Origin of the sequence: Rhizobium sp. F40D2 (assembly GCF_051810745.2) — a bacterium.
GTDB lineage: Bacteria > Pseudomonadota > Alphaproteobacteria > Rhizobiales > Rhizobiaceae > Rhizobium.
The window spans coordinates 124,094-150,610 of the sequence record NZ_JBPWQX020000005.1; the positions used below are offsets into that span (position 1 = coordinate 124,094).

Consider the following 26,517-nt stretch of genomic DNA (forward strand, 5'->3'; position numbering starts at 1 on the left):
AAGGAGGCCCCATGCTCGATGCCGCCCTGATCAAAGAATGTGCCGACCCCTCCCTCAAGCCCGCGATCGTCGAGCAGTTCGTGGCGGCGGCGGGCTCAGATGATCCCCTTGCCGTCACCGTCAAATCGGGTGGCCGATTGATCCTCGTGCCGAAAGCCAGAACGGCGGACGAGGCAATGGCGATCGTGCGGCAATTTGCTGGTCAGGCGGTGGTCCGCGTCGGCCTGACACAATTTCCCGCAGGCGTTGGCGTCAAGGAACCGGCGGATCTGAAACCCGACCTTGTCGATGCCTGCCAAAACCTTCGCAAAGGCACGGCGATGTTTGCCAAGGTCCTTAGGATCGTTGCGAAATGGTATGGCAATCCCACGAGCAAAGACGTCTTCCCGCAGATTTTCGAGGATGCGGTTTACGCATGGAAGACCGGTGAGTTCGAGGGCGTGAGCGTGTTTCAGGCGGATGACCCCGGCGGGGCACTAGCCAACCAAGAGGAACGGCGGGCCGTTAAATCGGAGGTGAATACGATCGATGCCGGGCCTTCGCTGCAGCCTGAGGAAGAACCTTCGGACGAAAAGAAAATTGGCACTGCGGGGATACGGATCGATCTATCTCGCATTGGTGGTCAGCGATAGCGTTGAGTTCGTTTTTTTCCGTGAGGCATCTTCGGTCGGGCCAGAACTGAGCGCGACTCCAAAAGCATGAAATCAGTGTGTTTCCGATGCATGAAATTTGCAACACCCCTGATCTCTGTTGCAGAGCCGCGATTGGTGTGTTTGTTGCACGACTATCGGATCACGCAACGATAGGAATGGCCTTCGGGTTGGTAGACCATGACAATACGATATGAGGTACGACCGGCCGCGCCGGAGGATGCTGCCGCGATAAGCGAAGTGATCCTCTCCGCTCTACGTGAGAGCAATGCCAAAGATTATTCGGCGGACATCATCAAAAGAGTAGAGGAGAGCTTCAGCGCCGACGCGGTGCAAAGCTTGATGGGCAAGAGAACGATGTTCGTCGCTACCCCAGGCGTTCGCATCCTCGGGACTGCCAGCTTGGAAGGCGGGTCAGTCAGAACTGTGTTTGTGGCACCGAGTGCACAAGGTATCGGTGTCGGACGGCGACTGATGGAAGAGGTTGTGCGGACTGCCCGTGAAGCAAATATCCGGGTGCTTACGGTCCCATCATCCGTAACCGCAGAGCAGTTTTACGCGAATCTGGGATTCATAGCTGTACGCGACAGCTATCACGGCGAAGAGCGTACCATCATCATGGAACGACAACTATGACGCAAAAGCCTGCCATGGCCAACGGTCACAAGCAGCGCCGGATTGAGGGCCTCCTGCCGTGGAATTATTCCCTCAGGGTCATACGTGCCTAACACTTCTCTCGGTCTACGCTGTCATCCTGCGCATTGCATGGCTACGGACACCACGTTTTCGGGTGCTATGAACTGATCTTTGCACTGCGGTTGTCGATAACGGCGGCAGCAATGCGGGCGACTTGAAGTGTTGGCTCAACATGTTCCTCCAACTTGCCCTCGATCAGCCAAGTCGCCGAAAGGCCCGTCCAGGCCAGTACCCAGTGGAGAAGCCTTGTTTCGTCCAAGTCCGCCGATGAGGCGATCACTCGAAGCTGCCGCTCCAAACGTCCTGCGGTTGTCGCTATGTGATGATTTGGATTGCAGAATATGTTCGCGTAATCGAACGTCCGTTCGCCGATCACTCCCTTTGGATCGATGGCCAGCCAACCACGATTCCCGAAGTCAAGGATATTGGCGTGATGGATATCACCGTGGAGAGGACAAACATCACGCGGCTCGCTCAGCAGCAATTCGGCAGCTCTGGCGCAATCAGCAAAAATACCCTCGCGCGGTCGCTCCAAGATTGCGTCAAACCAGTGCGCCAGTGGAAGCAGCTCGGGCGACTCCTGCTTTCTTGTTTGATGGAGTCGCGCGGTAGCCGCACATATAATGGCACCTGCCTCGTCGTCCTGGCCGTGTTCGGCCATTTCAAACAACGAGCGGTTACCGGTCGCGCGTTCCATGAGTATCGCATCACCAAAATGCTCGAAAACCTCCGCTGCCCCTTCGCCGTTCCACCACATCATGAGATTTGCCCCGAGTTTCTCTTTGATGTCAGTCGCGACCTTCAGCATGGCCACCCTACCGTTAAAAAAAACGGGCAGGAGTGAGCTGGTGTGTGTAACAATTTGCGCACCGTCCGCGGCCAAACCCCATTTCCGAATAAAAGGCTCAAAAATAGAGTTATCCGTAGATTTTCTACCCGTACAAAGTCCATGTAATCATCCGAACGGCAAAGCTTATGCCTTTAGTCCATTACAACCGCAACTGGCGGTTGGGCATAAAAACGGGAGTTTGTCCGCTCTCCGCTGACACATCACGATCACTAGATCAATTGTTCAGAATCGGAGGAGAGCTGGCAAAATCGATGTCGTCCGTTAGATAAAACGGATTGCCAAGCTCTCGACCGGTGTGAGCCAGATATATAACGTCGGAGTGCCGGGATTCGTATCGATCTGTCCAGATTGGCGGGAATTGATCTTCACTCCGGCAGTGCATAACGCGTCAGCAGAGCCTCGCCCTCTTCGATAGCGATCTCGATCACTTCGTTCACCAGATCCGGAGAAGCGGCGAGTTCCTGCAGAACGAGCGTGAACAATTCCCGCTGCTGTCCCGGCAGAACTTGCGGCACGATGATCACCAGGCCGGCATGCAGATCCTCTCGCGCATAGAGTTTCCTGAAGTCACGGGCATTGTTCGTCACGAAGGTAAAATCTTCCGCGACGATCCGAGGCATCAGATCCCAGTCGGTCTCGCCGCTCAGGCCCAGCCAATTGACGTGAAAGCATTCGTGGCCGTGATGTTGAGCCACGGCCACCAGCGATGTGTGCAGGCATTCATCGACGAGAAACTTCACGAAGCCGTGCCCGAGGGCTTTTCGGTATCGGCTTTTCCGAGAGGCAAGCGCTTCACCGACTTTACTTTCAGTCCCTGCTCCGACAACTTTCGTGGCCGCCCACGGGCAGGATGAGCCGCTACCCAGATTTCGGCGAGGTCCACCATGCGCGCCGTGAGAGCCGGATAGCCCTCGACGATCTCGTTCGTGGCAGCGCCTTGCAATTTCATCGCAGCGATTGTTCGGACTGGAACGCGCGTGCCTTTGAAGACCGGCTCGCCGCCAACCAAGCCTTTCACACTGTGGATGATCTTATCCGCTTCCCTGAGCGCTTCGCCGCGCGCGGCCAAGTGCACCCTTGCTCTCGCGACGTCAACGATCAGATAGTCGTCGGCTCTGACCGTGTCGGCTTCAGGATTTTCGTCGATGGCGGCAAAGAGGCGTTTCCGGCGCTCGGCGGAAAGGATCGAACCGACGCCGAACCAGAGCTTCAGGCGCAGCAGATCGTCGTCAGTGATCGCACGGCTTCGTTGGCTGGAAGAGGGTCTTCCAATGATTCGTTTGTCGATCGCGTTGTGTACCGACTTAATGCCAATCTCACTCACGGCAGCCGCCTCAGTGGGCGTGTATTCACGAAGAGCGTTACTCATAATCATTCTCCTTCGAAAGAATATATATGATGCACGGGCAATTCGCAATGTGGCTGGTACAAACGAATTCTCGTCATTGCCGGCTGGGCATGAGCTCGGCAGTCCGCATGACAACTTCTTTTAATCGTCAAGCTCGGCGGTTGACATCTGTGGTTCTTCCGGGGGCCGCTTTAGCAACTCACAGGCTTCGATGCCCAAGACTGTCGCCAAACGGTCAACGACATCGATGCTTGCATTGTAGACGCTACGCTCAAGGGAACTGATATAGGTGCGATCGATATCCGCGCGATGGGCGAGCTCCTCCTGTGACAAGCCCTTACCCTGCCGGGCAGCGCGCAAATTTCGCGCAAATACCTCTCGAATCTCCATGGCCGAGAGAACAGCGGCTTGATGAGTATTCTGCCACGGAGTATTCTCTACAACTCAAGCGTGGGTCAGATCCTTTTGAGCAAATAAGTAAGACAGTCTCGTTCAAGTCCAAGCACCTTTTCGACGTCAGTAAGGGCGCGCGCGAGGTGAATGTCGCACAGGATACCAGTTGCACAGAAGAATGACGGTCAGGCTCAACCGATATAATAAGGCCGCAGCCTTAGGTCCGGGTGGCAGAGAATGAAGTTTAGGAGAGGCAGATGAACAAGGCGGGCTCATCCGATGCAGATGACGAAGGAAACGAAAGAGAATCGCGCTTCAGCTTGATGCAACCGTCGGAGCTGGAGGTGTTGGCTGTGTCCGCAATCCTTGAGCACCACCGTCTGATAGCCGCCGACGAAGCTGTCTATGAGCAATGGACCCGCGCAGCCACCGATCCGTCGGTCTCCGAAGACCTGCTTAGTAGCTTACAGGACGAGTATGTCGCGCGTCAGAAGAAGTCCCTGGCCCAGCAGGAGGAAATATCCGAAATGATCGATGCGCTCGGCTACGTCCCTGAGCTTCCGTTGGATAGCGACGATTGAATGCCGGAGCCGTCCAGCAGCAGGCGAAGATAACGTGCTCCCTTTCACGAGGTTCGAACAAGCGGTAGTACGATGCAGTCTACGCAACATCATTTCAGTTGCGGGAAAGCCCAGTGAGGGAATCCTTCTTCCGTGGTATTGGGTCAGCCAGAACGCCTTTCATCTTTCCTATTCCTCCTTGAAGGCCCGCGCGACCTGATCCATGAAGGGCTTCGTCAGATAGGCCAAAGCGGTCCGCTCCCCGGTCTGTATGAAAGCTTCGACCGGCATGCCGGGAACAGGCGTGACCTGACCAAGCCTTTGCCATTCGCCGTCGGAAACTTTGGTCCGGACAACATAATAGCTGAGACCTGACCGCTGCTCGGTCGTGAGGTCTGCTGCCACACTGGTTACCACGCCATTCAGCTCCGGTGTGTTTCGCTGGCTGAAAGCAGAAAATCTCAAATGCACCGTCTGTCCAATGGTGAGCTGGTCGATGTCAGTTGGCGAAAGCTTGACCTCTGCAACGAGGGCATCGCGATCTGGAACGATCTGCATGATCGCTTCTCCCGGAGCAATGACGGCGCCGGGTGCGTGAACGGCAAGCTGATGCACGACGCCACCCTGCGGCGCACGAATATCGATGCGCTGCAAGTCATCCTCGGCGGCAACGAGGCGTTCGGAGAATTCTCCAATATCGCTCTCGGCCTGACGAAGCTGATCGGAGACCTCGCTACGCAGGTCGTCGTCGATCTGGATGATCTGCAGTTCCGTCTCGGTGATCCTGCCCTTCGCCTGTGCCTCGTTCGCAAGCAGACTGCCAAGCTCTCCCGTCAGGTTCGCGGCTTCTCGCTGCAGGGCATACACTCTGTTGGCTGGAACAAGCCCCTGATCAAACAACCGCTGCAGGCTTTCGAGTTCCTTTTCGATCAGTCCGATTTCTTGTCGTTTTCCTCTTTCCTGCGCGACCAGGCCTTCCGTTTCTTGTTTGAGCTGCTCAACTCGCTCGCGCAACTGTGCCTTGCGGCTCATGCGCGAAGATCTCCTGTCGGCGAAGAGCCGCTTCTCTCCTTCAATCGAGCGGCTGACCTGAGGATCGTTGGCTTTTGCAAGAAAGTCTTTCGAAAACTCGACCGTATCCGCACCATCGCGTTCCGCTTCAAGCCGTGCGGTTCTGGCCGAAAGCTCGTCGAGACGTTTTCTGACGATGGCGAGATTAGCCCGCGATTGGGTGTCGTCGAGATGAATGAGGACTTGGCCGGCTTTTACAAGATCGCCATTCTTGACGAAGATTTGGCCGACCGTTCCGCCTTTCTGGTGCTGGACCGGCTTCACATAACTGTCGACGACGACCGTTCCCGAGGCAATGACTGCGCCTGAGAGGCGGGTGGTCGCTGCAAGACCTCCCATGACGCCGCCGAGCAGCAGGACGGTACCAAGGGCGGCCACTGTCAGATTGCGGATGGCGCGCTCAGCAGATGGCGCTCCTTTCTCTCTCACGATCCCGTCTCCTCGCCACCAATCAGCAGGCGGACGGGTTGAGGCGCGGACTTTGCCGGCCGTCCCGTTATCTTGCTCAGCACTTCGTCCTTGGGACCGAAAGCTTGCATCTGCCCGTTACCCATGACCAACATTTTATCGACGGCGACCAGGGCGCTCGGCCGATGCGCAATCACGATTGCAATCCCTCCTCTCGAGCGAACGCCAGAGATTGCTCTTGTCAGGGCTGCCTCCCCGTCGGCATCGAGGTTGGAGTTTGGCTCGTCGAGAACCACCAGGAATGGATCACCATAGAGCGCCCGTGCGAGCGCGATGCGTTGGCGCTGCCCAGCCGAGAGTGCCGATCCATGCTCTCCGATCTTCGTGTCGAATCCATCAGGAAACTGCACGATCATGTCGTAAACACCTGCTGCGCGTGATGCTGCGATGATCGCCTCGGATCCGGCATCTGGATCGAAGCGGGCTATGTTTTGAGCAATCGAGCCATCGAAGAGCGAGACATCTTGCGGCAAGTAGCCGAGGTGGCGGCCGAGTTCGCGCGGATCCCATTGCGCCAGCAATGCCTGGTCGAGCTTCACTGCGCCTCCCAAGGACAACCAAAGCCCTGTGATGGCGCGGGCGAGCGTCGACTTGCCTGATGCGCTTGGACCGATGACTCCGACCGCCTCACCTGCAGACACCTTGAAGGAGACGCCGCGGACAATAGGGCTGCGGCCACCCGGGGCAGCGATCTGCAGGTTTTCAACGGTCAAGCTTTCTCGTGGCGGTGGTAGCGCGACCTCGTGCTGCTCCGAGGACATCAGCGTCATCAGCTTCGTCAGGCGCGACCAGCTTTGTCGAGCGGCCGCGAAGCCTTTCCATTGACCAATAGCAAGCTCGACGGGCGCGAGCGCTCGGCTCACCAGGATGGAGCTAGCGATCATGATGCCGCCAGTTGCCTCCTGCCGGATCACCAGAAAGGCGCCGACGGCAAGAACTCCGGACTGCAGCATCATGCGCAGGATTTTCGAAGCGTTCGCCAGCCCACCGGTGACCGTGCTGGCTGCAACGTGGTTTGCCAGGTATTTGCGGTTGAGCTCGGTCCAACGTAGTCCGATGAAATGACCGAAGCCCATGGCGAGGACCGCTTCCGAATTTCGCTTGGTCGCTTCAGCAAGATTGATGCGCTCGGCGGCAAGCTTGGCTGCTTCCTTCGCCGGTTGCCGCGATCTGAACTCGGTCAAAACCGTCAGTCCGGTGAGCATCAGCGCGCCGGCAAGCGCAGTTACTCCGATCCAAAAGTGGAAAAGAAAACAAAGGAAGAGGTAGAACGGCATCCAAGGCATGTCGAACAGAGCCGTCGGCCCCGGTCCCGACAGGAAACCGCGGACGGTATCGAGATCGCGCACACACTGCAGACCGTCGCCTGGCATCTGCATCCGCGACGGCAATAGGACCAGAGAACCGTAGACGCGGTCACCGAAACGTTCGTCGACCGCGGTGCCAACCCGGACGAGGAGCAACGATCTGATCAGTTCCAGAATGCCCTGGAAGACGAACAGCGTCGCGGCGATGACTCCGAGTCCCACCAGTGTCGGAAGGCTACGTCCGGGAATGACTCGATCGTAGACCTGGAGCATGAAAAATGAGCCGGTCAATGCCAGAATATTGATGACACAGCTTGTCAGACCGACTCCGAGGACGGCCCTTCGAAGTGACGAGAGGACCGCCACAAGGAATACTTGTGACGGCTGTTCCGCAGTCTTGCTCAAGACATGTGCCTTTTCATCAGGCGGCAGTCGTGAAGCGGAAATCGTCCTGGTGAAGGGTCGTCAGGCCGACGTTCTTCAGCAGGATAGAGTTACTCGCATCGTAGGTAATCAGTGTATCGGCTCCGACCTGTGTGGCTGCCGCCATAACAGCGGCAAAATCCGCAAAGATACCGTTGCTGATGTCAATTACGTCGGCGCTTTGCGCTCCTGCCACGAAATCATTTATGGTATCGTGCCCGAAACCCGATCGGAACACGAACACGTCATCTCCGGCCAATCCAATCAGAGTATCGTCACCAGCCCCAGCATGGATGCTATCCGCGCCGCTTGTCCCGGTGATGGTATCGTTGCCTGGAGTACCCCCGACATACGAGATATGGGATCTAATATTCGCCCGATCCCAACTCGTGCCATCGGCGAAGGTGATCGTTTCGATCCCTTGGTCATAGTAGTCGGTGACAGCAGTCTTGATCAGCACCGATCCGCCATCGCCGGCGCCAGCCGCACTTTCGGCAATCACCAGCGTCACGTCGTTGCCGTTGCGCACCAGCGTGACATCGGATGCATTGACGCCGGTGAACACAAGCTTGTCGGCGTTGCCGTTGCCAAGGCCGTCCTCGGCTATCGTGTCATTGCCGTCGCCGCGGGTATAGAAATAGGTGTCGTTGCCGTAGCCGCCGCTGATGACGTCATTGCCATGGCCGCCGGTGATCAGGTCGTCGCCGGCGCCGGCATTGATCGTGTCATTGCCGTCACCGCCATTGATGATGTCGGCAACGTTAAAGCCGTTGATCACATCGTTGCCAGACGTCGACGCCTGCGCCAGTAGCGCCACCCGGATCGTGTTGCGTGTCCATGTGGTACCGTCGGCGAAGGTGATCGTTTCGATCCCTTGGTCATAGTAGTCGTCGAGAGCAGTCTTGATCAGCACCGATCCGCCATCGCCGGCGCCAGCCGCACTTTCGGCAATCACCAGCGTCACGTTGTTGCCGTTGCGCACCAGCATGACATCGGATGCATTGACGCCGGTGAACACAAGCTTGTCGGCGTTGCCGTTGCCAAGGCCGTCCTCGGCTATCGTGTCATTGCCGTCGCCGCGGGTATAGAAATAGGTGTCGTTGCCGTAGCCGCCGCTGATGACGTCATTGCCATGGCCGCCGGTGATCAGGTCGTCGCCGGCGCCGGCATTGATCGTGTCATTGCCGTCACCGCCATTGATGATGTCGGCAACGTTAAAGCCGTTGATCACATCGTTGCCAGACGTCGACGCCTGCGCCAGTAGCGCCACCCGGATCGTGTTGCGTGTCCATGTGGTGCCATCGGCGAAGGTGATCGTTTCGATCCCTTGGTCATAGTAGTCGTCGAGAGCAGTCTTGATCAGCACCGATCCGCCATCGCCGGCGCCAGCCGCACTTTCGGCAATCACCAGCGTCACGTCGTTGCCGTTGCGCACCAGCGTGACATCGGATGCATTGACGCCGGTGAACACAAGCTTGTCGGCGTTGCCGTTGCCAAGGCCGTCCTCGGCTATCGTGTCATTGCCGTCGCCGCGGGTATAGAAATAGGTGTCGTTGCCGTAGCCGCCGCTGATGACGTCATTGCCATGGCCGCCGGTGATCAGGTCGTCGCCGGCGCCGGCATTGATCGTGTCATTGCCGTCACCGCCATTGATGATGTCGGCAACGTTAAAGCCGTTGATCACATCGTTGCCAGACGTCGACGCCTGCGCCAGTAGCGCCACCCGGATCGTGTTGCGTGTCCATGTGGTACCGTCGGCGAAGGTGATCGTTTCGATCCCTTGGTCATAGTAGTCGTCGAGAGCAGTCTTGATCAGCACCGATCCGCCATCGCCGGCGCCAGCCGCACTTTCGGCAATCACCAGCGTCACGTTGTTGCCGTTGCGCACCAGCGTGACATCGGATGCATTGACGCCGGTGAACACAAGCTTGTCGGCGTTGCCGTTGCCCAGGCCGTCCTCGGCTATCGTGTCATTGCCGTCGCCGCGGGTATAGAAATAGGTGTCGTTGCCGTAGCCGCCGCTGATGACGTCGTTGCCATGGCCGCCGGTGATCAGGTCGTCGCCGGCGCCGGCATTGATCGTGTCGTTGCCGTCACCGCCATTGATGATGTCGGCGACATTCGACCCGATGATTGTATCGTTTGCCGATGTACCCGCGTAATTGACTAATAGCATTCGTAGAGTCGCCCGATCCCAGCTCGTACCGTCGGCGAAGGTGATCGTCTCGATGCCCTGGTCATAATAGTCGTCGAGAGCAGTCTTGATCAGCACCGATCCGCCATCGCCGGCGCCAGCCGCACTTTCGGCAATCACCAGCGTCACGTCGTTGCCGTTGCGCACCAGCGTGACATCGGATGCATTGACGCCGGTGAACACAAGCTTGTCGGCGTTGCCGTTGCCAAGGCCGTCCTCGGCTATCGTGTCATTGCCGTCGCCGCGGGTATAGAAATAGGTGTCGTTGCCGTAGCCGCCGCTGATGACGTCATTGCCATGGCCGCCGGTGATCAGGTCGTCGCCGGCGCCGGCATTGATCGTGTCATTGCCGTCACCGCCATTGATGATGTCGGCAACGTTAAAGCCGTTGATCACATCGTTGCCAGACGTCGACGCCTGCGCCAGTAGCGCCACCCGGATCGTGTTGCGTGTCCATGTGGTACCGTCGGCGAAGGTGATCGTTTCGATCCCTTGGTCATAGTAGTCGTCGAGAGCAGTCTTGATCAGCACCGATCCGCCATCGCCGGCGCCAGCCGCACTTTCGGCAATCACCAGCGTCACGTTGTTGCCGTTGCGCACCAGCGTGACATCGGATGCATTGACGCCAGTGAACACGAGCTTGTCGGCGTTGCCGTTGCCAAGGCCGTCCTCGGCTATCGTGTCATTGCCGTCGCCGCGGCTGTAGTAATAGCTATCGTTGCCGTAGCCGCCGCTGATGACGTCGTTGCCATGACCGCCGGTGATCAGGTCATTGCCATCGCCGGCATTGATCGTGTCATTGCCGTCACCGCCATTGATGATGTCGGCAACGTTAAAGCCGTTGATCACATCGTTGCCAGACGTCGACGCCTGCGCCAGTAGCGCCACCCGGATCGTGTTGCGTGTCCATGTGGTACCGTCGGCGAAGGTGATCGTTTCGATCCCTTGGTCATAGTAGTCGTCGAGAGCAGTCTTGATCAGCACCGATCCGCCATCGCCGGCGCCAGCCGCACTTTCGGCAATCACCAGCGTCACGTTGTTGCCGTTGCGCACCAGCGTGACATCGGATGCATTGACGCCAGTGAACACGAGCTTGTCGGCGTTGCCGTTGCCCAGGCCGTCCTCGGCGATCGTGTCATTGCCGTCGCCGCGGCTGTAGTAATAGCTATCGTTGCCGTAGCCGCCGCTGATGACGTCGTTGCCATGACCGCCGGTGATCAGGTCATTGCCATCGCCGGCATTGATCGTGTCATTGCCGTCACCGCCATTGATGATGTCGGCAACGTTAAAGCCGTTGATCACATCGTTGCCAGACGTCGGCGCCTGCGCCAGCAGTGCTGCCCGCATCGTATCGCGCGTCCATGTCGTCCCGTCGGCGAAGGCGATCGTATCAAGGCCGCTCTCAAGATATTCGTTGAGATTGCCCTTGAGCAGGATGCTGCCGCCGTCGCCGGCACCCGTCGCACTCTCGGCGATGACAAGCGTAACGTCGTTGTCGTTGCGCACCAGCGTCACGTCGGCGGGGTTGATGTCGGACAGCACCAGCCGGTCGTCGGCATCCCAGTAGCCTGCCTCCGTGATCGTGTCGTTTCCGTCGCCGCGGGCATAGTAGATCGTGTCGGTGCCGTCGCCGCTGATGATCGTGTCATTACCCTCTTGACCGACAATATGATCATCCCCGCCGCCACCTATGAGAACGGTTGACGAACCATCGCCGTAGATTACATCGGAACCATTTGTGCCAATAAATCCCTCAACTGTTGGACTATCGAAAAAGCTTATGCCAGGCGCTAGTCTTGCGATGAACGCTTGTACGATTTCGCTGGAATAGTCGCTCAGATTTGCCGCGCCGACAAAGCGGCTCAAGAACTGCTGCTCGTTCCCGTCGTAGATATCGAGCCGCAAATTGACTAAAGCATGGGTTGCTTTGTCCCAGTATTGTTCGCGCGCTAAAGGATCGGTTGGCTCTTGATTTTTTAGGACGGCTACAAGAAGATCTAAATCACCATTCAACTGGTCGCTGTTCGGGTCGTATTGAAACAGCACAAAGGGCGTGAATGGATGCTGGTTTACTGTCTCTGACGACGCCCCTAAATGCCATAGAGATGGAGCTATTTGCGATACGAAGCGCGCTTCCATAGAAGCAATTATTCCCTGATACAATCCTTCGTACTGATTAGCCAACGCAGCATTAGGGTGTGTCGGATAACCGGTCGCCACTTGAGGATCGATGCCAAAATATTTGTAAACCAAAGCCAAGTGCCGAGCATCGATGAAATCCCCTGCAGAATCTCTTTCGACTCCGTCGATATCGGCCCACTTTTCGACTAGTTCGATAAAGCGCGCTTCAAAATCGGTGCTCGACAGAGAACTGGAGTTCAGGACTAGCTGCTTTGCTGTTAAAGCGAGGCCATTGTTCAATGATGCTGCTACCCGAAAGTCAGACAGCAATCCATAGGCGTCTATCTGAGGTAAAATTAGGGCCAAGCCAGAATACACCATGTCTTCGGGCAATTCCTCGCGCGATAACTGCGTGTCTGTCAGGAAATCTACCTGAACCATTTCTCGTTCGACAAGTTGGTTCGTCGTAGAATCCAACATTGTAAAGCTCGATGTCGAAACAATAGTGTTCCCGCCAAATGGGACGCCGGAAGCCTGTGCTGCCAAATTGATCTTTGTGATGCCGAGTTCATCAAGCGAGAAGATTTCAGCAGCGCTGGATATGCCATCGCCGTTCCCGTCCACCCATATGCTTAAGGAAGCGAACGCGGAATCGCCACTATCGATAAAACCATCCCCATTAGAGTCGTATGAGGTGAGCTCATAAAATCCATTTCCGCCGGTCGAGCCAATTATATGCTCCGATTTGACAGGCTCCAAATCTCCGGGGTCTCGAATCAATATCCCTTGCCCCTCCCCTACCCAGCCCGTTTTCTCCCGGAATCCGTCCGCACCAAAATCGAAATGAGCTTGACTCTGGTCCAAGCTGGTTAATGCAATCCCCGTCCCTGAGAGGTCGAAAATCAACGGGTCACGGGGCAACGGCGGAGCGTCGGGCAGCCCTGGAGGAGGAAGAGGATTCAGAAGTCCCGTAGTGGGCTGTCCAAGAGATCCCTGGCTTGGTGGCGATGCAGGCATCTCCGGTCCATCCGGGAAGTTATGATCGTACCAGTCTTTAAAATCGTTCCAGGAGGGAAAATCCAGATACGCCCCCCTTCATATACGTCACTGACTCCACCGCCCACACTAAAAAAGACATGGCCTGACGGGAAGTCATAAAGCGCGGACCATGGCGTACCTGGGGTGCCGGTTATCGAGGCGGCACCTACTGCGGCGTATGGGGTGAGACCGCCTGACCAACTCCAAGATGCTCCGCCGGCGGCTCCAACCCCTGCTCCGACTTGGGAGTAAAGGCTCGTGGTGAAACTGCCATCAGTTCCTCTGCCTACTGAAAAGCCGAACGTCCAATACTGAGCATAGAATCCTCCTCCAATCGGCGGTGCGTCTGACATATTTATCCCCCAGGTTGACATCCACAACTATGGCTACGTAATATGATTTAATCCGTTGCAGCACGTGTAGAAGCGTTCACAGTTCTAAAGAATTTGAGAGTTCCAAACAGATGGCGGCGTTTTTGGTAGTCGTGGCAACCCTGATATTCTGTGTGGTGTTCATATTGATGCTCTCAACGATCATCAAACATCGAGAAACAGGAAATATCCCGCCAGCAACGCTAAAGGCGCAAGCTAAGATAATTTTTCCTCTAATGGCGCTTTTCGCGGTCCTTATCATTTTGGCTGATCTCAGCAGAAGAACAATGTAATCGTTGGCGTTACTTTAAGAATGTCGATCGGATGCTCTTTGACTGTAAAAGCAATGGTGCCTTCCGCAGGTTGTCTTGACCTCAACTGCCACAGCAGTAACGGGGATTGCCATATAATTCACCCTCCGATCGAATAGTCTTTAAAGCGCAACTTTAACGGCATCTTTATTTAATTTCGAGAATAACGCAAGGCGGAATTTCGGGCGACGGATGGGAAAAATGATGTCTTATTCGGCCATTGCAGCGCTAGCAGGTCTGACCTTTCGGACATGGGGACCTCTCTCGATACAGAGGGAGCGGAAGGTATTGGCGGTTTCGGAAATCATTGACCCCTGCCGCCGACGAAGCTGTCCATGAGGAGTGGACCGCGCTGCCACCTAAACCATCGGTCTCCGAAGTTGTGCTTAAGAGCTTTGCAGAATGAATATGTCGCGCGGCAGAAGAAGTCGGAAGCCAAGCAGAAAGAGCTTTCGGAAATTATCGACGTGCTTGGCTATATCCCTCAGGTTCCCCTGGACGGCGACGAATGAGCCTCAAATCAGACCGTGGTCTTTGGCAATCGCTACCAACTGCGGAACGGTCGCCGCATCAAGCTTTTCGCGCGCTTTATCCAGGTAATGCTGCACGGTCCTCGGGTTGATTCCCGTCAGCATTGCTGTTTCCGGCGCACTTTTGCCCTTTGCCGCCCACGCGAGGCACATGGCTTCTCTTGGTGAAAGCAACCGTTTCGGAGCGACAATCGTCGTCGCAGCGATAATCTTCAGGCGGTAATGGATCGCCAGAACCGCCTGAATCGCTTTTTGCGCATCCTGCAGTTCTGAAACGTCAGCCATCTCCGTTGAGGATGCAAACGTCAGCATCATCGTGGAGCCGAAACTTCCTTCGACGGGTATCGTCAGTCCTCTGCGAATGCCGTGTTCGATCGCCTGATCTCGAAAGCGCCTGAGTTCGGAGGTTCCGCGAGCAGGCCAATCGTCGGTCGTCCAGGAAAACATTTCCATGCGACGCTTGGCCTCCGTGACGACCGGATCGATGCGAGAATACTGGTTGGCGAGGTAAATGTCCTGCCATTCCTCGGGATAGGAGTTGAACGCACGGACTTCAGCGCCTTCAGTCTGCAGGTAAGCGAATCGCTCGAAGCCATAAGCGCTTGCGAAGCTCTTCAGTGCAATCTTGATCATCCGCTCATTGTGCGCAGCCTCAATCATATCAACCAAATTTCTTAGTGCGTCATTCAAAGCCTCTCTCCAACTGCCCGGCGCGCAAGGCAGCTGGAGGCTCCCTGTCGCGCCGTTGGAACATGCAGCGGGATTGCGAGGAGATAAATCCCCCAAACCGATACCCTAGTTTGGGTTACCCACATGCGGGGTGATAAGGTTCAAGTGTACGGCATGAGCTATTGCGGCTGATAGCGTGGGGCAGCCCAGCTTGTAGCGCGCTGATTTCAGATATCCACGAGCCGTGTGCTCGGACAGTCCTAGGATTTCAGCAATGTCCTTGCTGTCTTTGCCGCGCGAGGCCCAGTGAAGGCACTCGACTTCCCTGGTTCCGAGCGCTGGCACGGGATCGTTTTCCCCGTGAAGTTCGAAAACCGCTTTTCGGTGCAGAAGAAAACCCAGCTCGGTCCACTCAGGTAGGAACTGCCGTTCTATCGCTGTCCATTCTTCATCGCTCGTCTGCGAATTGATCGAAAGAAGCGACCGGCGGGATTTATCAACGATCGGTATCGAGACGCCATTGCCTCCGATACCGTGCATCTCTGCATCCACCATTAATTGATGTGCACTGTCAGGGATGTCAACCTCACGCCAATCGAATGGCAACTGACGAGAAAAACCTTCTCGAATAATCGGATCGACATTGATGTAGTCGTTCAGAAGATATCGCGAAACCCAGCTGTCGGGGTAGGTGGTTCTGACAAACGGGGCATCAACGCTATCGACAATGGTCCTGGCGAGATGAAACGTGACAAAATCCACGGGGTAGTGCTGCTGGAACTCGTCCAATGCGACGGCTACCGTCCCTGCATTTTTCATTGCTTCATAGGCGTTAGGATAACTAGGCGAATGCTGATTTTCCTGCATGCTTCTTTCTCTTCAACAATAACTTTCATTGAATGGTGCTCACATAAAATCGTCGACCCCGCCCTGAATTGCAACCCAAGAAGGCTTACGTCGGCAATATCTGCGGTTCCCGCTATCTTTGGATGTGTTTTTCGCGCAAGTGACGGCTGCGGCCGAATCCCCCAAAACCACCGACGCGGACCGTCACTGCCAGTATGTCGAGGGGAAAATAATATCCTGATCGACCAGCACGTTGAACTTGTAACCGGGGCGAATGCGAATCGTCGGCTGCACGTTCAGGTTCTTCGATATCGTCTGTTCTGCTACCCGGCCGAATGACTCGGCAAAATTCCGTCGTGCTGCATCCGAGGCGGTATCCTGCGTCGCGAGAGTCGAACTCTCGGGCATCGACATATCGATCCCGGTCCCGATGATTGCCACCAGCGCCGCCGAACCGAAAGTCCTCCAGAGATGGCGGTCGACCTTATCCTTGAAGCCCCCATATCCTTCGGCGTCCGTGCCAGCCATGCCGCCGATCTGAAGGGTAGACCCATTCGGGAAAATGAGGTCCGTCCAGACGACAAGAACGCGTTCCTGGCCGAATGACACTTTGGAGTCGTAGCGGCCAAAGAGCTTTGCGCCTTGCGGGATGAGAAGGCGATAGCCGGTTGCGCTGTCGAAGACATTCTGGCTGACCTGAGCGGTAATGCGGCCTGGCAGATCGGAATTCAGGCCGGTGATCAATGTCGCCGGGATGACTGAGCCGCGTTTCAATTCGTAGGGCGACATCTGCGGCACCACCTGGTTGGGCAGATAGCCCAGATCCTTGATGTCCTGATTGAAGAAATCCTCTTTCGACGTCTGGCCGTTCTGATCGGCGTTTTGCCCCATCAGGCCGGATTTCATGGCGGCGGCATAAAGGTCTGACGCACTGTTCGCTGTGATATTTATCGGCTGGCGGCCAGTGTCGTTGGTGGAGCCTGCGGCCTTCTCAACGTCGGAGACGTCTACCTTCAGGGGTGAATCGAGCGCCGTGGCACGAGCCTGGAGACGCGCCATCCGCTGGCGCTGGGCCTCGCGTATATATTGTTCATCCTGCTCCCGCTTCAGGCGCGCCTTCCACTCTTCTTCGGATTCGAGCCTTTGTCGGCGGTCTTGTCGATCTGTTGGTTGGCGCTCGACGACCGGTTCCTGCTCTTCCTTTTTCTCGACTACGACGGGTGCCGGCTGAAAAACCTCCTGCTTTTCTGGCTCGCCGATAATGCCATCCGTGACACCCCGTTTAAGCTGGTCGCCGAAACTGGTCGCAGGGCTGTTGGAAGCCCCCTCGATGTCGCCACGATTGAAGGAAAGCCCGCGTAGCGATAGGCCAATAACAACGACGCCGACAAACAGCACGATGACCATGATGGCGACGATGATCGGCAGGCGGTTGAGCCGGCGCATGCCCTGCTGATCGTCGGCTTGGCCGGACGTGCCAAGCTGGAGCGACTGGACCATGTCAATCTCCGTCAGTTGCGCTGCATGATCGAAAGCGGACTGGCCGGCGCGGCGCCGGCCGCCGTCGGCGTGTAAGCGCGGCCAAGAGCGATGGATGGCGTCGAGAGCCGCGCCAACACCTGTCCGTCGAAGTCGTCGATCGCATAGGCAAGCTCGACCGGCTTGACGTCTTTGGCGACCTTACCGTCGGTGACCACCGTGTAGCCCCACCCCTTCAGGGCGGCCTCGAGGGCGGCGGCGAACTCCGACGTGTCCTTCTCCATTTTGATTGTCGTCGTAACGCCGGCCGGGCCGATCTGTTCAGCCAGACGGCTTGCCATGTCTCCGGCGATGGCGCTTGCAGCCGGTCCGGTGACGGCCACGGGGGTGGAACTGGTGGTCAGGGCGTCGTCCGCCGTTTGGCAACCGGAGAGCAGCGCGACCATGATGAAATATGTGAGAAACTTGCCCATGGTTCAGCCTCCCCGCCGGATGGTGATCTTCTGTTGCCGCCAACCGACACCGGAAACGAGGATCGCCTTGTCGATCGCATAGTCGACGGTCATCGTGTCGTTCTTCATCCGATAATTGACGATGCGATTTTGGCCGCCGGAGACGACGAAGAGCACAGGCGCGTCCTGGCCAGAGATCGACTTCGGGAACTGGATGTACGTCTTCACCCCGTCCGAATAGACCCGTTTCGGCCTCCACGAAGCGCCCCCGCTGATTGAATAGGAGAAGTTCAGCTTTTCCGGCGCGGTGCCCGGAATGCCGCCGGTTTCGAGACGGGCGTTGATGTCGGCGAGCTTGGTCGACACGTCTTCCGGATATTCGAAACCAATGCGCGCCATGTACTGGCTCGGATGGGACTTGAGCTGGATATGATAGGTGCGCCGTGATGTCGTAACGACCATTGAGGTGAGAAGGCCTGGCTCCGACGGTTTGACGATCAGGTGGATGGCCTGCCCGCCTGTGGCTCCCGAAGTGGCCGGCTCTACCTTCCAGCGCACGGTGTCGCCGACGAGGACGTCGCGAACGATCTCGCCACCCTGAAGTTCGATGTCGCAGACCTGGAGAGGAGAGCAGACGACGGACGGCTGGGTCTCGCCGAACAGAAAAATGACCTTTCCGTCCGGACCTGTCGTGACCAATCCCGGCGTGCCGCGCCACTTTCTGGAAAGATTTGTTCCCTTCATCTCGTTGCTCGTCATGCTTTGCGCCTGCGCGCCCGCCACAAGCAAGAGTCCGACCATGCAGCCGGCGGCTGCGATCAATCCCGTTTTCTTCATCGAAAGAATCCCTGCCCTTAAAGCTGTGCCGTCCAGTCGAAATCCCGCACGTAGAGGCCGATTGGATTGAGGCGGATCGTCGCCTCATCCTGTGGCGCGGTGAGCGTCACAGTCGCGATCCCGCGGAATCGCCGCGTGCCGGTCTCCTTGCCCTTGCGGTCTCGCTCGTATTCCGTCCAGTCGATCTGATAAGTTTGGTTTGAAAGCGCCACGATGTTGTTGACTTCGATGGCAACTGTCGAAGACTTTGCCTTCTCGAATGGAGAATTGCCTCGAAACCAGGCGTTGACCTTCTCCGTCGATGGGTCGGACGTGCGTAAAAGGGCGTAGGTGCGGTCGATATATTGCTTCTGCACCACCGCATCCGGCGTGATCGAGCGAAAGCTTGTGACGAAGTTGCCAAGTGTGGCGCGCACCACGCGGACATCGGCGTACTCGATCTGCTCGGGGAAACCTGCCGTGACCGCGGTTCCGAGCTTGTCGACCTCGACGATGTAAGGCACGAGCCTCACTTGCGTGCTCAGATACATCGCATAGCCAAAGCCGATGACGGCCATGACCAGACCGAGGACACCAACAATGCGCCATGCGGCCGCCGCCTTGACATATGAGCCATAGCGTTCAGACCATTCCTGGCGAGCGGCAAGATACGGGTTTTCCGGGGCGCGGTTTGCGGCCATTTCTTCTTCCCTTGTTTCGATTACGGTTTGTCGTTGCGTTCGGGAAGAGGTCTTGGTCCGCTGTGACCGCCACGCTGGTGATCGAGCTTCGCATTAGCGAGTCCGAGAATGGATCCTGCATAAGCGCCCGGAGAGCCGATTGCCTTTTCCTTCGCGGCAGATCCGGCTGCTTGCGCGCCGGAACTGAAGCTCGCACCTATGCCGCGAAGAGCAGCACCCGCGACCGATGATCCGCCAGCGCGTGCGGCTTGTGCCACCGCAAAGCCCGCGCCGGCGGAGCCGGCTGCGAGGAAGCCCGCACCGGCGGCGAAGGACGCCGCCTGTCCGCCGTGGCGGATTGCTTCCATGCCACCGGACACCGATGCGCCTTGGACAACGCCCTGGATGATGGTCGGGACATACATGGCGATGATGAAGACTACGACGGAAATACCGGCGATCGCCAAGGTCGTAACGAACTGGTCCGATGAGGCAGTCGGAGCTTGCGCAAGGCCAAGCAGGACGTTCGATCCGATCTTGGCGATCATCACCAAGGCCATGAGCTTCATGCCGACGCCGAAGGCATAGACGAGGTATCGAATTGCAAAGTCTTTCGTGAAGGACGAACCACCCAGCCCGAGCATGATCATGCCGGCGAGCAGGCCGACATACATCTCGACCATGACCGACACGAAGATCGCTGCGACAAGCGAGAAGCAGATGACCACGACGCCCATGGCGAGAACGGCGGCAATTGCGAGCGCATTGTCTTCGAACACCCCAAACTGTGCTTGCTGCGACATTTGGGAGGCGACCCGGATGCCGGCGTCGAACACTTCTGCGGGTGAAGCTGAACCGCCGCCCGCGCCAATCTGGAAAAGGCTGTCGACCACCGCTCGCGCAAACGTCGGACCTTGGGTCAGAACGAATGCGAAAAAACCGATGAACATGATCCGCCGCACCAGCTCGGCGAACCAACTGTCCAGCGTTGCCGACTGGATCGCTAGCCACACGGCTGCGATGCCAATCTCGATCGTCGCGAGAATCCAGAATAGGGATTTAGCCGCATCCATGATTGTGGTTTCCCACCCCTTTGCAGCGGACGAGACCTGGTTTTCGAGTTCCGTGAGGACCCGGCCCTCCTGCGCGAATGCGGGGACAGCATAGGCGAGGCAAAAAAGACCTGTAATCAGGAATGAACGCGCGACAGCAACTTTCACCATCTCGGGCGCATCTCCTGACCTTCCTTGATCGGCGGCAGTTCATTCTCGGAGCCGAAGAATTTGTCCCGGACGGCGCGCTGCTCCTCGGTGAGCGCAGGTTTTGCTGGATTTCGGAAATTGATGATCAGAACTGTCGCCGCAGAGGATGCAGCGGCGACGGTGAGCACCACGGCAAGCATGACGGAGCGGCTCACCAGCGCGGCTCCATTTTCTGGCCTTCCGGAACGCTCTTGACTTCGGCGTTGAAGAATTTTTCCCGCCGCGCCTGCGCCAGATCCTTGTCGGTCTGTTCCGTCTGCAGCCAGGTTCCCATCATTGTCATCTGTTGGGAGACGAGACCGCGAAGCTTCTGCATTTGCGCGACTTGCTGAGCGGCGATCTCGTGCCCGACCTGCAAAGCCTTCATCTGCCCGTCAGCCGTCTCGGACATCGACCGCAGCGAGGACATCGTATCTTCCTCGCTATCGAACTGGTCGGCCGTGAGGCTCGCCGCCTTCAGCGAACTGGCGATGGTGTCACGGTTGGTGTTCGACCAAGTCTGATAAGTCGAGGAGAACGTCGCGTTGTCCGGCAGGTTGGTTTTGAGATCGGCGTAGCTCTGAAAGCGCTGTTGAAGGACGTCGTCAGCGTTGCCCATGGAAAATGAGATACTCTGACCCTGGTCGACGATACTGCGCAGCTGGTTGAGGTCGCTTTCAACCTGCCCCCAGACATGGTCAGGAAGCTGCGCCGTGTTTTGCAGCATGTTCTCGTAGATCTTCAGCTGGTTCTGGATTTGCTCTGCAAGTTGGCTGATCTGGGTCAACTGATTGTCGACCTGAATGCCGGAACTTTTCAAGAGGTCCACGAGCTGCGCGTTGTTGGCGAGCTGCGTCCATTCCGTCGCGGCGCCGGTGGCCGAACCCGCTTGCACCGAACTTTGATAGACGATCGTGAGAGCGGCGGCCGCCAAGCAGCTGAACCATCTATTTGAGCAGCGATACGGCATCGTGAACTCCCCTCGTTTCGAGCCAGTGGATCGGCCATTCGTGGCCATGTTCGGATTTGAGTGCGCGGATACGTTTGAGGTCTTCTTTGCCCGACGCGCCGACAAAGCTCAGGGCGACTGGCCCAAGCGACATGTCGAAGAGCCGCCGGCCTTCTGGCGTGGCGACGTAGTATTCGCGCTTCGGAGTGGCGGTTGCGACGATTTCGATCTGCCGCTCGTTAAACCCGATGCGCTCGTAGAATTCGCGCGTCCCAACCTCGCGGGCGGCGCCATTCGGGAGGCATATCTTTGTCGGGCAGGATTCCTTCAGCACGTCGATAATCCCGGATCGTTCTGCATCGGAGATCGATTGGGTCGCAAGGACGACAGCGCAATTCGCCTTGCGCAGCACCTTCAGCCACTCGCGAATCTTGTCGCGGAATACAGGGTGGCCGAGCATCAGCCAAGCTTCGTCGAGGACGATCAGGCTCGGCGACCCATCCAAGCGTTTCTCGATCCTGCGGAACAGGTAGGTCAGCACTGGCACGAGATTGCGCTCGCCCATATTCATCAGCTGCTCGATCTCGAAGGTCTGGAAGGCCCCGAGTGTGAGGCCGTCCTCTTCCGCATCGAGGAGCTGGCCCATCGGGCCATCGACGGTGTAATGATGCAGTGCGTCCTTGATCTCGCGCAGCTGCACGCCGCTGACGAAATCCGAGAGCGAGCGACCAGAGGCGCTTGCCATCAGGCCGACTTGCCGAGAGATGGCGTTGCGATGATCGGGAGTGATGGTGACGCCCTGCAGGCCGACGAGCATCTCGATCCATTCCGTCGCCCAAGCCCGGTCGGCATCACTTTTGAGTTCGGAGAGTGGGCAGAATGCCAACGCTCTCCCCTCTTCGGCATTGTCGCCGCCGATCTCATAGTGATCGCCACCGGCTGCGAGTGTCAGGGGCAGAAGTGAACTGCCTTTGTCGAAGGCGAAGATCTGCGCATTTTCGTAGCGGCGAAACTGAGCGGCGATCAGGGCGAGCAACGTCGACTTGCCCGAACCGGTCGGCCCGAAAATCAGCGTATGGCCGACATCATCGACATGCAGGTTGAGACGGAACGCTGTCGAGCCGCTCGCGACCTGCATCAAGGGCGGCGAATTCGGTGGGTAGAAGGGGCATGGCGCGACTTGATTTCCGGACCAGACCGAGTTCAGCGGAATCAAGTCGGCGAGATTGCTGGTGTTGATCAGCGGCTCACGGATGTTGCAATACCAGTTGCCCGGCAGACTACCGAGATAGGCGTCGGTGGCGTTGAGCGTTTCGATCCGCGCCCCGAAACCCTCCGCCTGGATCAGCCGCCGGATCGCTTCGGCCTTCTCCTGCAGTGCCTCGCGATCGCTGTCGAACAACACGACGACCGGTGTGTAATAGCCATAGGCAACGAGTTGCGACGAAGCCTGCGCAATGGCATCCTCAGTCTCGGCCACCATGGTCATCGCGTCCTGGTCGACGGATCGACTTTGTGTCTGGAATATCTGATCGAAGAACGGCCGGACCTTCTGCTGCCACTTCTTCCGGGTGCGTTCGAGCTTTTGCCGGGCTTCCTCGGCATCGAGAAAGATGAAGCGCGATGACCAGCGGTAGCTCAGCGGCATAAGATCAAGGCTGTTCAGAATACCCGGCCAGCTTTCGGCCGGCAGACCGTCGATCGCAACGACGCCGAGGAAACGGCTTTCGACCTTTGGCGTCAGTCCGTGCTCAAGCTCTGCGGTGGCAATCCAGTCGAGATACATCGGAACATCGGGAAGCCGGATTGGATGGCTTTCCCCGGTGGTGCAGAACCGGGCGAACTGGAGCAGATCGTCATAGCGGGCAACTCTCTCCCCTCCCCTTTCGACCGTTTCGCGGGTTTCCATTCGCCGGATCGAAAGAGTTTTGGAAAAATACTGCTCAAGCTCTCGCACTGCGTTCTTGAACACGAAGAGCACCGTGTCCGCGTAGGATTTTTTCCGGCTTTCCTCATCCGAATAGATGTATTTGCTGAGAGCAGTCTTCTTGGACTCGAGCGGCCGGTAGGTCAGGATCAGCGCATGCTTGCTCTCGAAATGCCCCTGCTCGCGCGCGAAATGTGCGCGGCGCTCGGCATCAATCGCGCGGGTCACCGGGTCCGGGAAATGGCAACGGTCTTCTGTGGGATAGTCGACCGTCGGAATGCGGATGGCCTCGACCTGGATCATCCAGCCACTTCCAAGCCGCGACAGAACGGCATTGATCTGCCTCGACAGCTCGTTGCGCTCGAGGTCAGTCGCACTTTCCGAGTCCGGGCCAGCGAAGTACCAGCCAGCCATCAGGCTTCCGTCCTTCAAGAGGAGGACACCATTGTCGACGAGGCCGGCATAGGGAACGAGATCGGCAAACGATGGGCCGGTCACCCGGAAGCGTTTGAGAGCTACCATGGCCGCCTCCTCAATACCGCCGCCATGGCGAAGTGGTTGCCTTGTAGTAGGGCTTGTAGGATATGTGCCTGATATAGATCTGCCGCATGTGCGGATCGGCCTTCGCCATCATCCTGAGCAGCCCAACGATCACGACCCAGACAGCGACGCCGAAAAGCGCCGAATAGGCCGTAAGCACGACGAAGATCAGGATCACTGCTGCAAGACCCGTGATCAGCACCAGCTCCCGGTCGGCGCCCATCAGTAGGTTCGGGCGCGAGAGGGCACGATGGATGCGATTGCGTCGCAGGCCGGACAGGGACTCAGCCATGATCTCCCTCCCCTCCTCCGTTCGAACCAATTGACGTGATCTGCTCGTCGACTAGCCCGATCGAAGCGCCGGTCGCACCGAACAGGCCGACAATGTTGGTGGCGCCGAGCAGGATGCCGGCGACGAGAACGACGTACACAAGTCGCCTCGCGAAATCGTTCAGCTCGCCGCCGAAGATGAGCATTCCGCCCGCGATAGCCACGGCGGCAAGAGCAATTGCACCCGCGACCGGGCCTGTGATCGACTCCTGGATCTGTTGCAGAGGCCCTTCCCATGGAAGGCTGCCGCCGGAACTGGCGAGCACTGGCGCGACAGAGGCAAGAACGATTGGCGCCGCCAAGAGTGCTGCGGCGGTGAGGGCATGCTTACGCGACATGGCGCGCCTCCTGTTCTTCGGTGAGCTGATCGGATTCGATCTCGTACTGTCCGTTGATGAACCGCTCGACTTGGATGATGTCGCGAACAAGCCGGCCGCGCGGCGTCCGCTCGATCGAAATGACCAGGTCGACCGCTTCCCCGATCACCTCGTGCATCGGCTGCTGGCTTGCTTCGGCCGTCAGCTGTTCAAGACGACGCAGCGCTGACATGGCTGTGTTCGAGTGAATGGTCGCCACGCCGCCTGGGTGGCCGGTGTTCCAGGCCTTGAGCAACGTCAGGGCCGCACCGTCGCGAACTTCGCCAACGACGATCCGGTCGGGGCGCAAGCGCATGGTGCTCTTCAAGAGCCGGGCCACGTCGATCGAATCGCTGGTATGGAGGAGAACGGCGTTCTCGGCCGCGCATTGGATTTCCGCGGTATCCTCAAGGATGACGAGCCGATCTTCTGGTGCAGACTTGATGATCTCGTGGATCACTGCGTTCGCTAGCGTCGTCTTGCCCGAGCCCGTTCCCCCGGAAATGATGATGTTGAGCCTAGCGGAAATGGCACTGCGGATCGTCGAGGCTTGGTATTCCGTCATCACGCTGGTGCGGACATAGTCTTCGAGCGGGATGAGGCGCGATGCCCGGCGTCGAATTGTGAAGGCAGGCTTGGCTACAACGGGGGGCAAAAGACCCTCGAAGCGATGGCCACCGATTGGCAGCTCGCCGGAGATGATGGGCTGTTCCGTGTCCACTTCGGATTGAAGCGCATGCGCCACGGTCCCGATCACCATCTCCGCGGCAGCCGACGACATCTCGCCGGCAGGTGCAACGCCGTGACCGAGGCGTTCGATGAACAGCTTTCCGTCCGGATTGAGCATGATCTCGACGACACTCGCGTCGTCCAGGGCGACGCAGAGCAGATCGCCGAGGGCCTCCTGAAGTTTGCGGACAAGCCGAGGGTGAGAGCGAAGCTGGTTCACGGATTTCTCCTTACGCTGCCTGGCTGAGAGGGGTGAGTTCAGAGCGGTAATTGGAAGGACGGAGCCTGCCGAACGTCTCTGCATTGGCGGGCAGTGTGCCCGCCACGGCCATTGTCACGCCGATCTTCTTCGGCTCGCCCAAACGCTGCAGCGGCCATCCGACGCGGGCAAGGATGCGCTCGAATCGGAGATCGGTCACCGTGACAATCTCGGTGTAGCCATTCGCCATGCACCATTCGTTGATGCCCGCGAACATGGTGAGCGTCGCTTCATGGACCGAGCCGTCGCCCCGCCCCTCCGCAAGAGCCGTGTCGACGCAGAAGCGAGAACTCTCGATCATCGCGGCATGAGCGTTGAGTTGACCGTTGGGGAGAAGCGATGGGAAAACGTCGGCCACCATTGTGGGGCCTGTGACAGGAAGAAGTCGGGCGCAACCCGCGACGACGCCTTTGGCGGTCGTCGTCACAATGTAGGTGGGATGGAGTGTATCGAATTCATCTGTTTCGTCACCGTCTCGTACAGTGACGTCCCAGCCAAGCCGTTCCCCGAAAACACGGGCTCGAAGCTTATGTTGAGCGTCGATGAGCTGTTTATCGTTTTCGGATTTGGGGATTGCAACAACCGATGCCAGCATATTGTCATTCTCCGACGTTAAATACCGCCGGGTAATGAGCACAGATAGGAATCAGCGGGCAGTTGTAGGATCTGACATACTCGTTACGAGGTGAGTCGCGGTTCGCGAGGAGCGTGGCGCTCCGAAGACCCTTAAATTTGTCGGCGGTAGACTGTTCAGATTTGTAGGATTCACAAGAGAACAATCCGCGATCAAAGAATCGGAGATCTGAGGCTAACTGACGGAGCGGAAAAGCAAAAATCCGAATAGCTTCGTGCAGATTGTCCTCAGTCGTTAACCTTTTGTTAACCCTAAACTTCTGGACCGGTTCGGAGAATC

25 protein-coding genes are annotated in these 26,517 nt (G+C 57.6%); 4 read left to right on the top strand and 21 right to left on the bottom strand.

Annotated elements, in window-relative coordinates; translation table 11 throughout:
• The first annotated feature begins 11 nt into the window (after nucleotides 1-11).
• Together ACS4RS_RS33495 and ACS4RS_RS33500 are read left to right on the top strand one after the other, a co-directional pair.
• Nucleotides 12-632, top strand: coding sequence for a TraH family protein (locus ACS4RS_RS33495; RefSeq protein ID WP_439013727.1), 621 nt, complete (start codon nucleotides 12-14; stop codon nucleotides 630-632).
• 204 nt (nucleotides 633-836) lie between these two features.
• Nucleotides 837-1,286, top strand: a complete 450-nt coding sequence (locus tag ACS4RS_RS33500) for an N-acetyltransferase family protein (protein ID WP_449314161.1) — start codon at nucleotides 837-839, stop codon at nucleotides 1,284-1,286.
• A gap of 157 nt (nucleotides 1,287-1,443) precedes the next feature.
• Here the strand turns inward: ACS4RS_RS33500 and ACS4RS_RS33505 are convergent, their stop codons facing one another.
• From ACS4RS_RS33505 to ACS4RS_RS33520, 4 genes are all read right to left on the bottom strand, one after another.
• Nucleotides 1,444-2,229 (bottom strand): aminoglycoside phosphotransferase family protein, encoded by a 786-nt coding sequence (locus ACS4RS_RS33505; RefSeq protein WP_449314149.1) that lies wholly within the window; start codon nucleotides 2,227-2,229, stop codon nucleotides 1,444-1,446.
• A 332-nt stretch (nucleotides 2,230-2,561) separates the two neighbouring features.
• The gene (locus ACS4RS_RS33510; protein WP_439013725.1) at nucleotides 2,562-2,936 is read right to left on the bottom strand and encodes a DUF5615 family PIN-like protein; all 375 of its coding nucleotides are present in this window, start codon (nucleotides 2,934-2,936) and stop codon (nucleotides 2,562-2,564) included.
• On the bottom strand, nucleotides 2,933-3,565 hold the full coding sequence (locus ACS4RS_RS33515) for a DUF433 domain-containing protein (RefSeq protein ID WP_439013724.1): 633 nt from the start codon (nucleotides 3,563-3,565) through the stop codon (nucleotides 2,933-2,935). Before ACS4RS_RS33515 ends, ACS4RS_RS33510 begins: the two co-directional genes overlap by 4 nt.
• A 120-nt stretch (nucleotides 3,566-3,685) precedes the next feature.
• Complete coding sequence (locus ACS4RS_RS33520; protein ID WP_130680533.1) at nucleotides 3,686-3,934, bottom strand: helix-turn-helix domain-containing protein; 249 nt, start codon at nucleotides 3,932-3,934, stop codon at nucleotides 3,686-3,688.
• 260 nt (nucleotides 3,935-4,194) lie between these two features.
• Here ACS4RS_RS33520 and ACS4RS_RS33525 point away from each other — a divergent pair, with 260 nt between their 5' ends.
• Complete coding sequence (locus tag ACS4RS_RS33525) at nucleotides 4,195-4,518, top strand: transcriptional repressor TraM (protein ID WP_439013723.1); 324 nt, start codon at nucleotides 4,195-4,197, stop codon at nucleotides 4,516-4,518.
• 168 nt (nucleotides 4,519-4,686) lie between these two features.
• Here ACS4RS_RS33525 and ACS4RS_RS33530 read toward each other — a convergent pair whose 3' ends face one another.
• Genes ACS4RS_RS33530 through ACS4RS_RS33540 form a run of 3 tightly spaced genes read right to left on the bottom strand, consistent with a single transcriptional unit; the run spans nucleotide 4,687 to nucleotide 12,987 of the window.
• Nucleotides 4,687-5,997 (bottom strand): HlyD family type I secretion periplasmic adaptor subunit, encoded by a 1,311-nt coding sequence (locus tag ACS4RS_RS33530; RefSeq protein ID WP_439013722.1) that lies wholly within the window; start codon nucleotides 5,995-5,997, stop codon nucleotides 4,687-4,689.
• Complete coding sequence (locus tag ACS4RS_RS33535) at nucleotides 5,994-7,748, bottom strand: type I secretion system permease/ATPase (protein WP_439013721.1); 1,755 nt, start codon at nucleotides 7,746-7,748, stop codon at nucleotides 5,994-5,996. The genes ACS4RS_RS33530 and ACS4RS_RS33535 overlap by 4 nt, the downstream gene beginning before the upstream one ends.
• A gap of 16 nt (nucleotides 7,749-7,764) precedes the next feature.
• Complete coding sequence (locus ACS4RS_RS33540) at nucleotides 7,765-12,987, bottom strand: beta strand repeat-containing protein (RefSeq protein WP_449314150.1); 5,223 nt, start codon at nucleotides 12,985-12,987, stop codon at nucleotides 7,765-7,767.
• A 1,149-nt stretch (nucleotides 12,988-14,136) separates the two neighbouring features.
• Here ACS4RS_RS33540 and ACS4RS_RS33545 point away from each other — a divergent pair.
• Entirely contained in the window at nucleotides 14,137-14,313 is a 177-nt protein-coding gene (locus tag ACS4RS_RS33545) for a transcriptional repressor TraM (RefSeq protein ID WP_439013719.1), read from the top strand.
• 3 nt (nucleotides 14,314-14,316) lie between these two features.
• Here the strand turns inward: ACS4RS_RS33545 and ACS4RS_RS33550 are convergent, their stop codons facing one another.
• The 14 genes from ACS4RS_RS33550 to traI all read right to left on the bottom strand — a co-directional run bounded on the left by ACS4RS_RS33550 (nucleotide 14,317) and on the right by traI (nucleotide 26,199).
• Nucleotides 14,317-14,991: an autoinducer binding domain-containing protein gene (locus tag ACS4RS_RS33550; protein WP_439013811.1), complete on the bottom strand. Its 675-nt coding sequence runs from the start codon at nucleotides 14,989-14,991 to the stop codon at nucleotides 14,317-14,319.
• A gap of 135 nt (nucleotides 14,992-15,126) precedes the next feature.
• Nucleotides 15,127-15,867 carry an autoinducer binding domain-containing protein gene (locus tag ACS4RS_RS33555; RefSeq protein WP_439013718.1) on the bottom strand — a complete coding sequence of 247 codons (741 nt, stop codon included), beginning with the start codon at nucleotides 15,865-15,867 and terminating at the stop codon, nucleotides 15,127-15,129.
• A gap of 183 nt (nucleotides 15,868-16,050) precedes the next feature.
• Entirely contained in the window at nucleotides 16,051-17,346 is a 1,296-nt protein-coding gene (gene trbI / locus ACS4RS_RS33560; RefSeq protein WP_439013717.1) for an IncP-type conjugal transfer protein TrbI, read from the bottom strand.
• A gap of 11 nt (nucleotides 17,347-17,357) precedes the next feature.
• A complete protein-coding gene (gene trbH / locus ACS4RS_RS33565; protein WP_439013716.1) occupies nucleotides 17,358-17,798 on the bottom strand; it encodes a conjugal transfer protein TrbH in 441 nt (146 codons plus the stop codon).
• Nucleotides 17,799-17,801: 3 nt separating this feature from the next.
• Entirely contained in the window at nucleotides 17,802-18,614 is an 813-nt protein-coding gene (gene trbG, locus ACS4RS_RS33570) for a P-type conjugative transfer protein TrbG (RefSeq protein ID WP_439013715.1), read from the bottom strand.
• Between the two features lie 17 nt (nucleotides 18,615-18,631).
• Nucleotides 18,632-19,294: a conjugal transfer protein TrbF gene (locus ACS4RS_RS33575; RefSeq protein ID WP_439013714.1), complete on the bottom strand. Its 663-nt coding sequence runs from the start codon at nucleotides 19,292-19,294 to the stop codon at nucleotides 18,632-18,634.
• A gap of 20 nt (nucleotides 19,295-19,314) precedes the next feature.
• The gene (gene trbL, locus ACS4RS_RS33580) at nucleotides 19,315-20,496 is read right to left on the bottom strand and encodes a P-type conjugative transfer protein TrbL (RefSeq protein ID WP_439013713.1); all 1,182 of its coding nucleotides are present in this window, start codon (nucleotides 20,494-20,496) and stop codon (nucleotides 19,315-19,317) included.
• Nucleotides 20,490-20,690: an entry exclusion protein TrbK gene (trbK, locus tag ACS4RS_RS33585; protein WP_439013712.1), complete on the bottom strand. Its 201-nt coding sequence runs from the start codon at nucleotides 20,688-20,690 to the stop codon at nucleotides 20,490-20,492. Before trbK ends, trbL begins: the two co-directional genes overlap by 7 nt.
• Complete coding sequence (gene trbJ, locus ACS4RS_RS33590; RefSeq protein WP_439013801.1) at nucleotides 20,687-21,484, bottom strand: P-type conjugative transfer protein TrbJ; 798 nt, start codon at nucleotides 21,482-21,484, stop codon at nucleotides 20,687-20,689. The genes trbK and trbJ overlap by 4 nt, the downstream gene beginning before the upstream one ends.
• On the bottom strand, nucleotides 21,462-23,912 hold the full coding sequence (locus ACS4RS_RS33595) for a conjugal transfer protein TrbE (RefSeq protein WP_439013793.1): 2,451 nt from the start codon (nucleotides 23,910-23,912) through the stop codon (nucleotides 21,462-21,464). Before ACS4RS_RS33595 ends, trbJ begins: the two co-directional genes overlap by 23 nt.
• A gap of 10 nt (nucleotides 23,913-23,922) precedes the next feature.
• Nucleotides 23,923-24,222: a conjugal transfer protein TrbD gene (locus tag ACS4RS_RS33600; RefSeq protein ID WP_130679567.1), complete on the bottom strand. Its 300-nt coding sequence runs from the start codon at nucleotides 24,220-24,222 to the stop codon at nucleotides 23,923-23,925.
• Nucleotides 24,215-24,598, bottom strand: coding sequence for a TrbC/VirB2 family protein (locus ACS4RS_RS33605; RefSeq protein ID WP_439013792.1), 384 nt, complete (start codon nucleotides 24,596-24,598; stop codon nucleotides 24,215-24,217). The genes ACS4RS_RS33600 and ACS4RS_RS33605 overlap by 8 nt, the downstream gene beginning before the upstream one ends.
• Nucleotides 24,588-25,565, bottom strand: a complete 978-nt coding sequence (trbB, locus tag ACS4RS_RS33610) for a P-type conjugative transfer ATPase TrbB (RefSeq protein ID WP_439013711.1) — start codon at nucleotides 25,563-25,565, stop codon at nucleotides 24,588-24,590. Before trbB ends, ACS4RS_RS33605 begins: the two co-directional genes overlap by 11 nt.
• A gap of 10 nt (nucleotides 25,566-25,575) precedes the next feature.
• Nucleotides 25,576-26,199, bottom strand: coding sequence for an acyl-homoserine-lactone synthase (gene traI / locus ACS4RS_RS33615; RefSeq protein ID WP_130679564.1), 624 nt, complete (start codon nucleotides 26,197-26,199; stop codon nucleotides 25,576-25,578).
• Nucleotides 26,200-26,517: the final 318 nt, after the last annotated feature.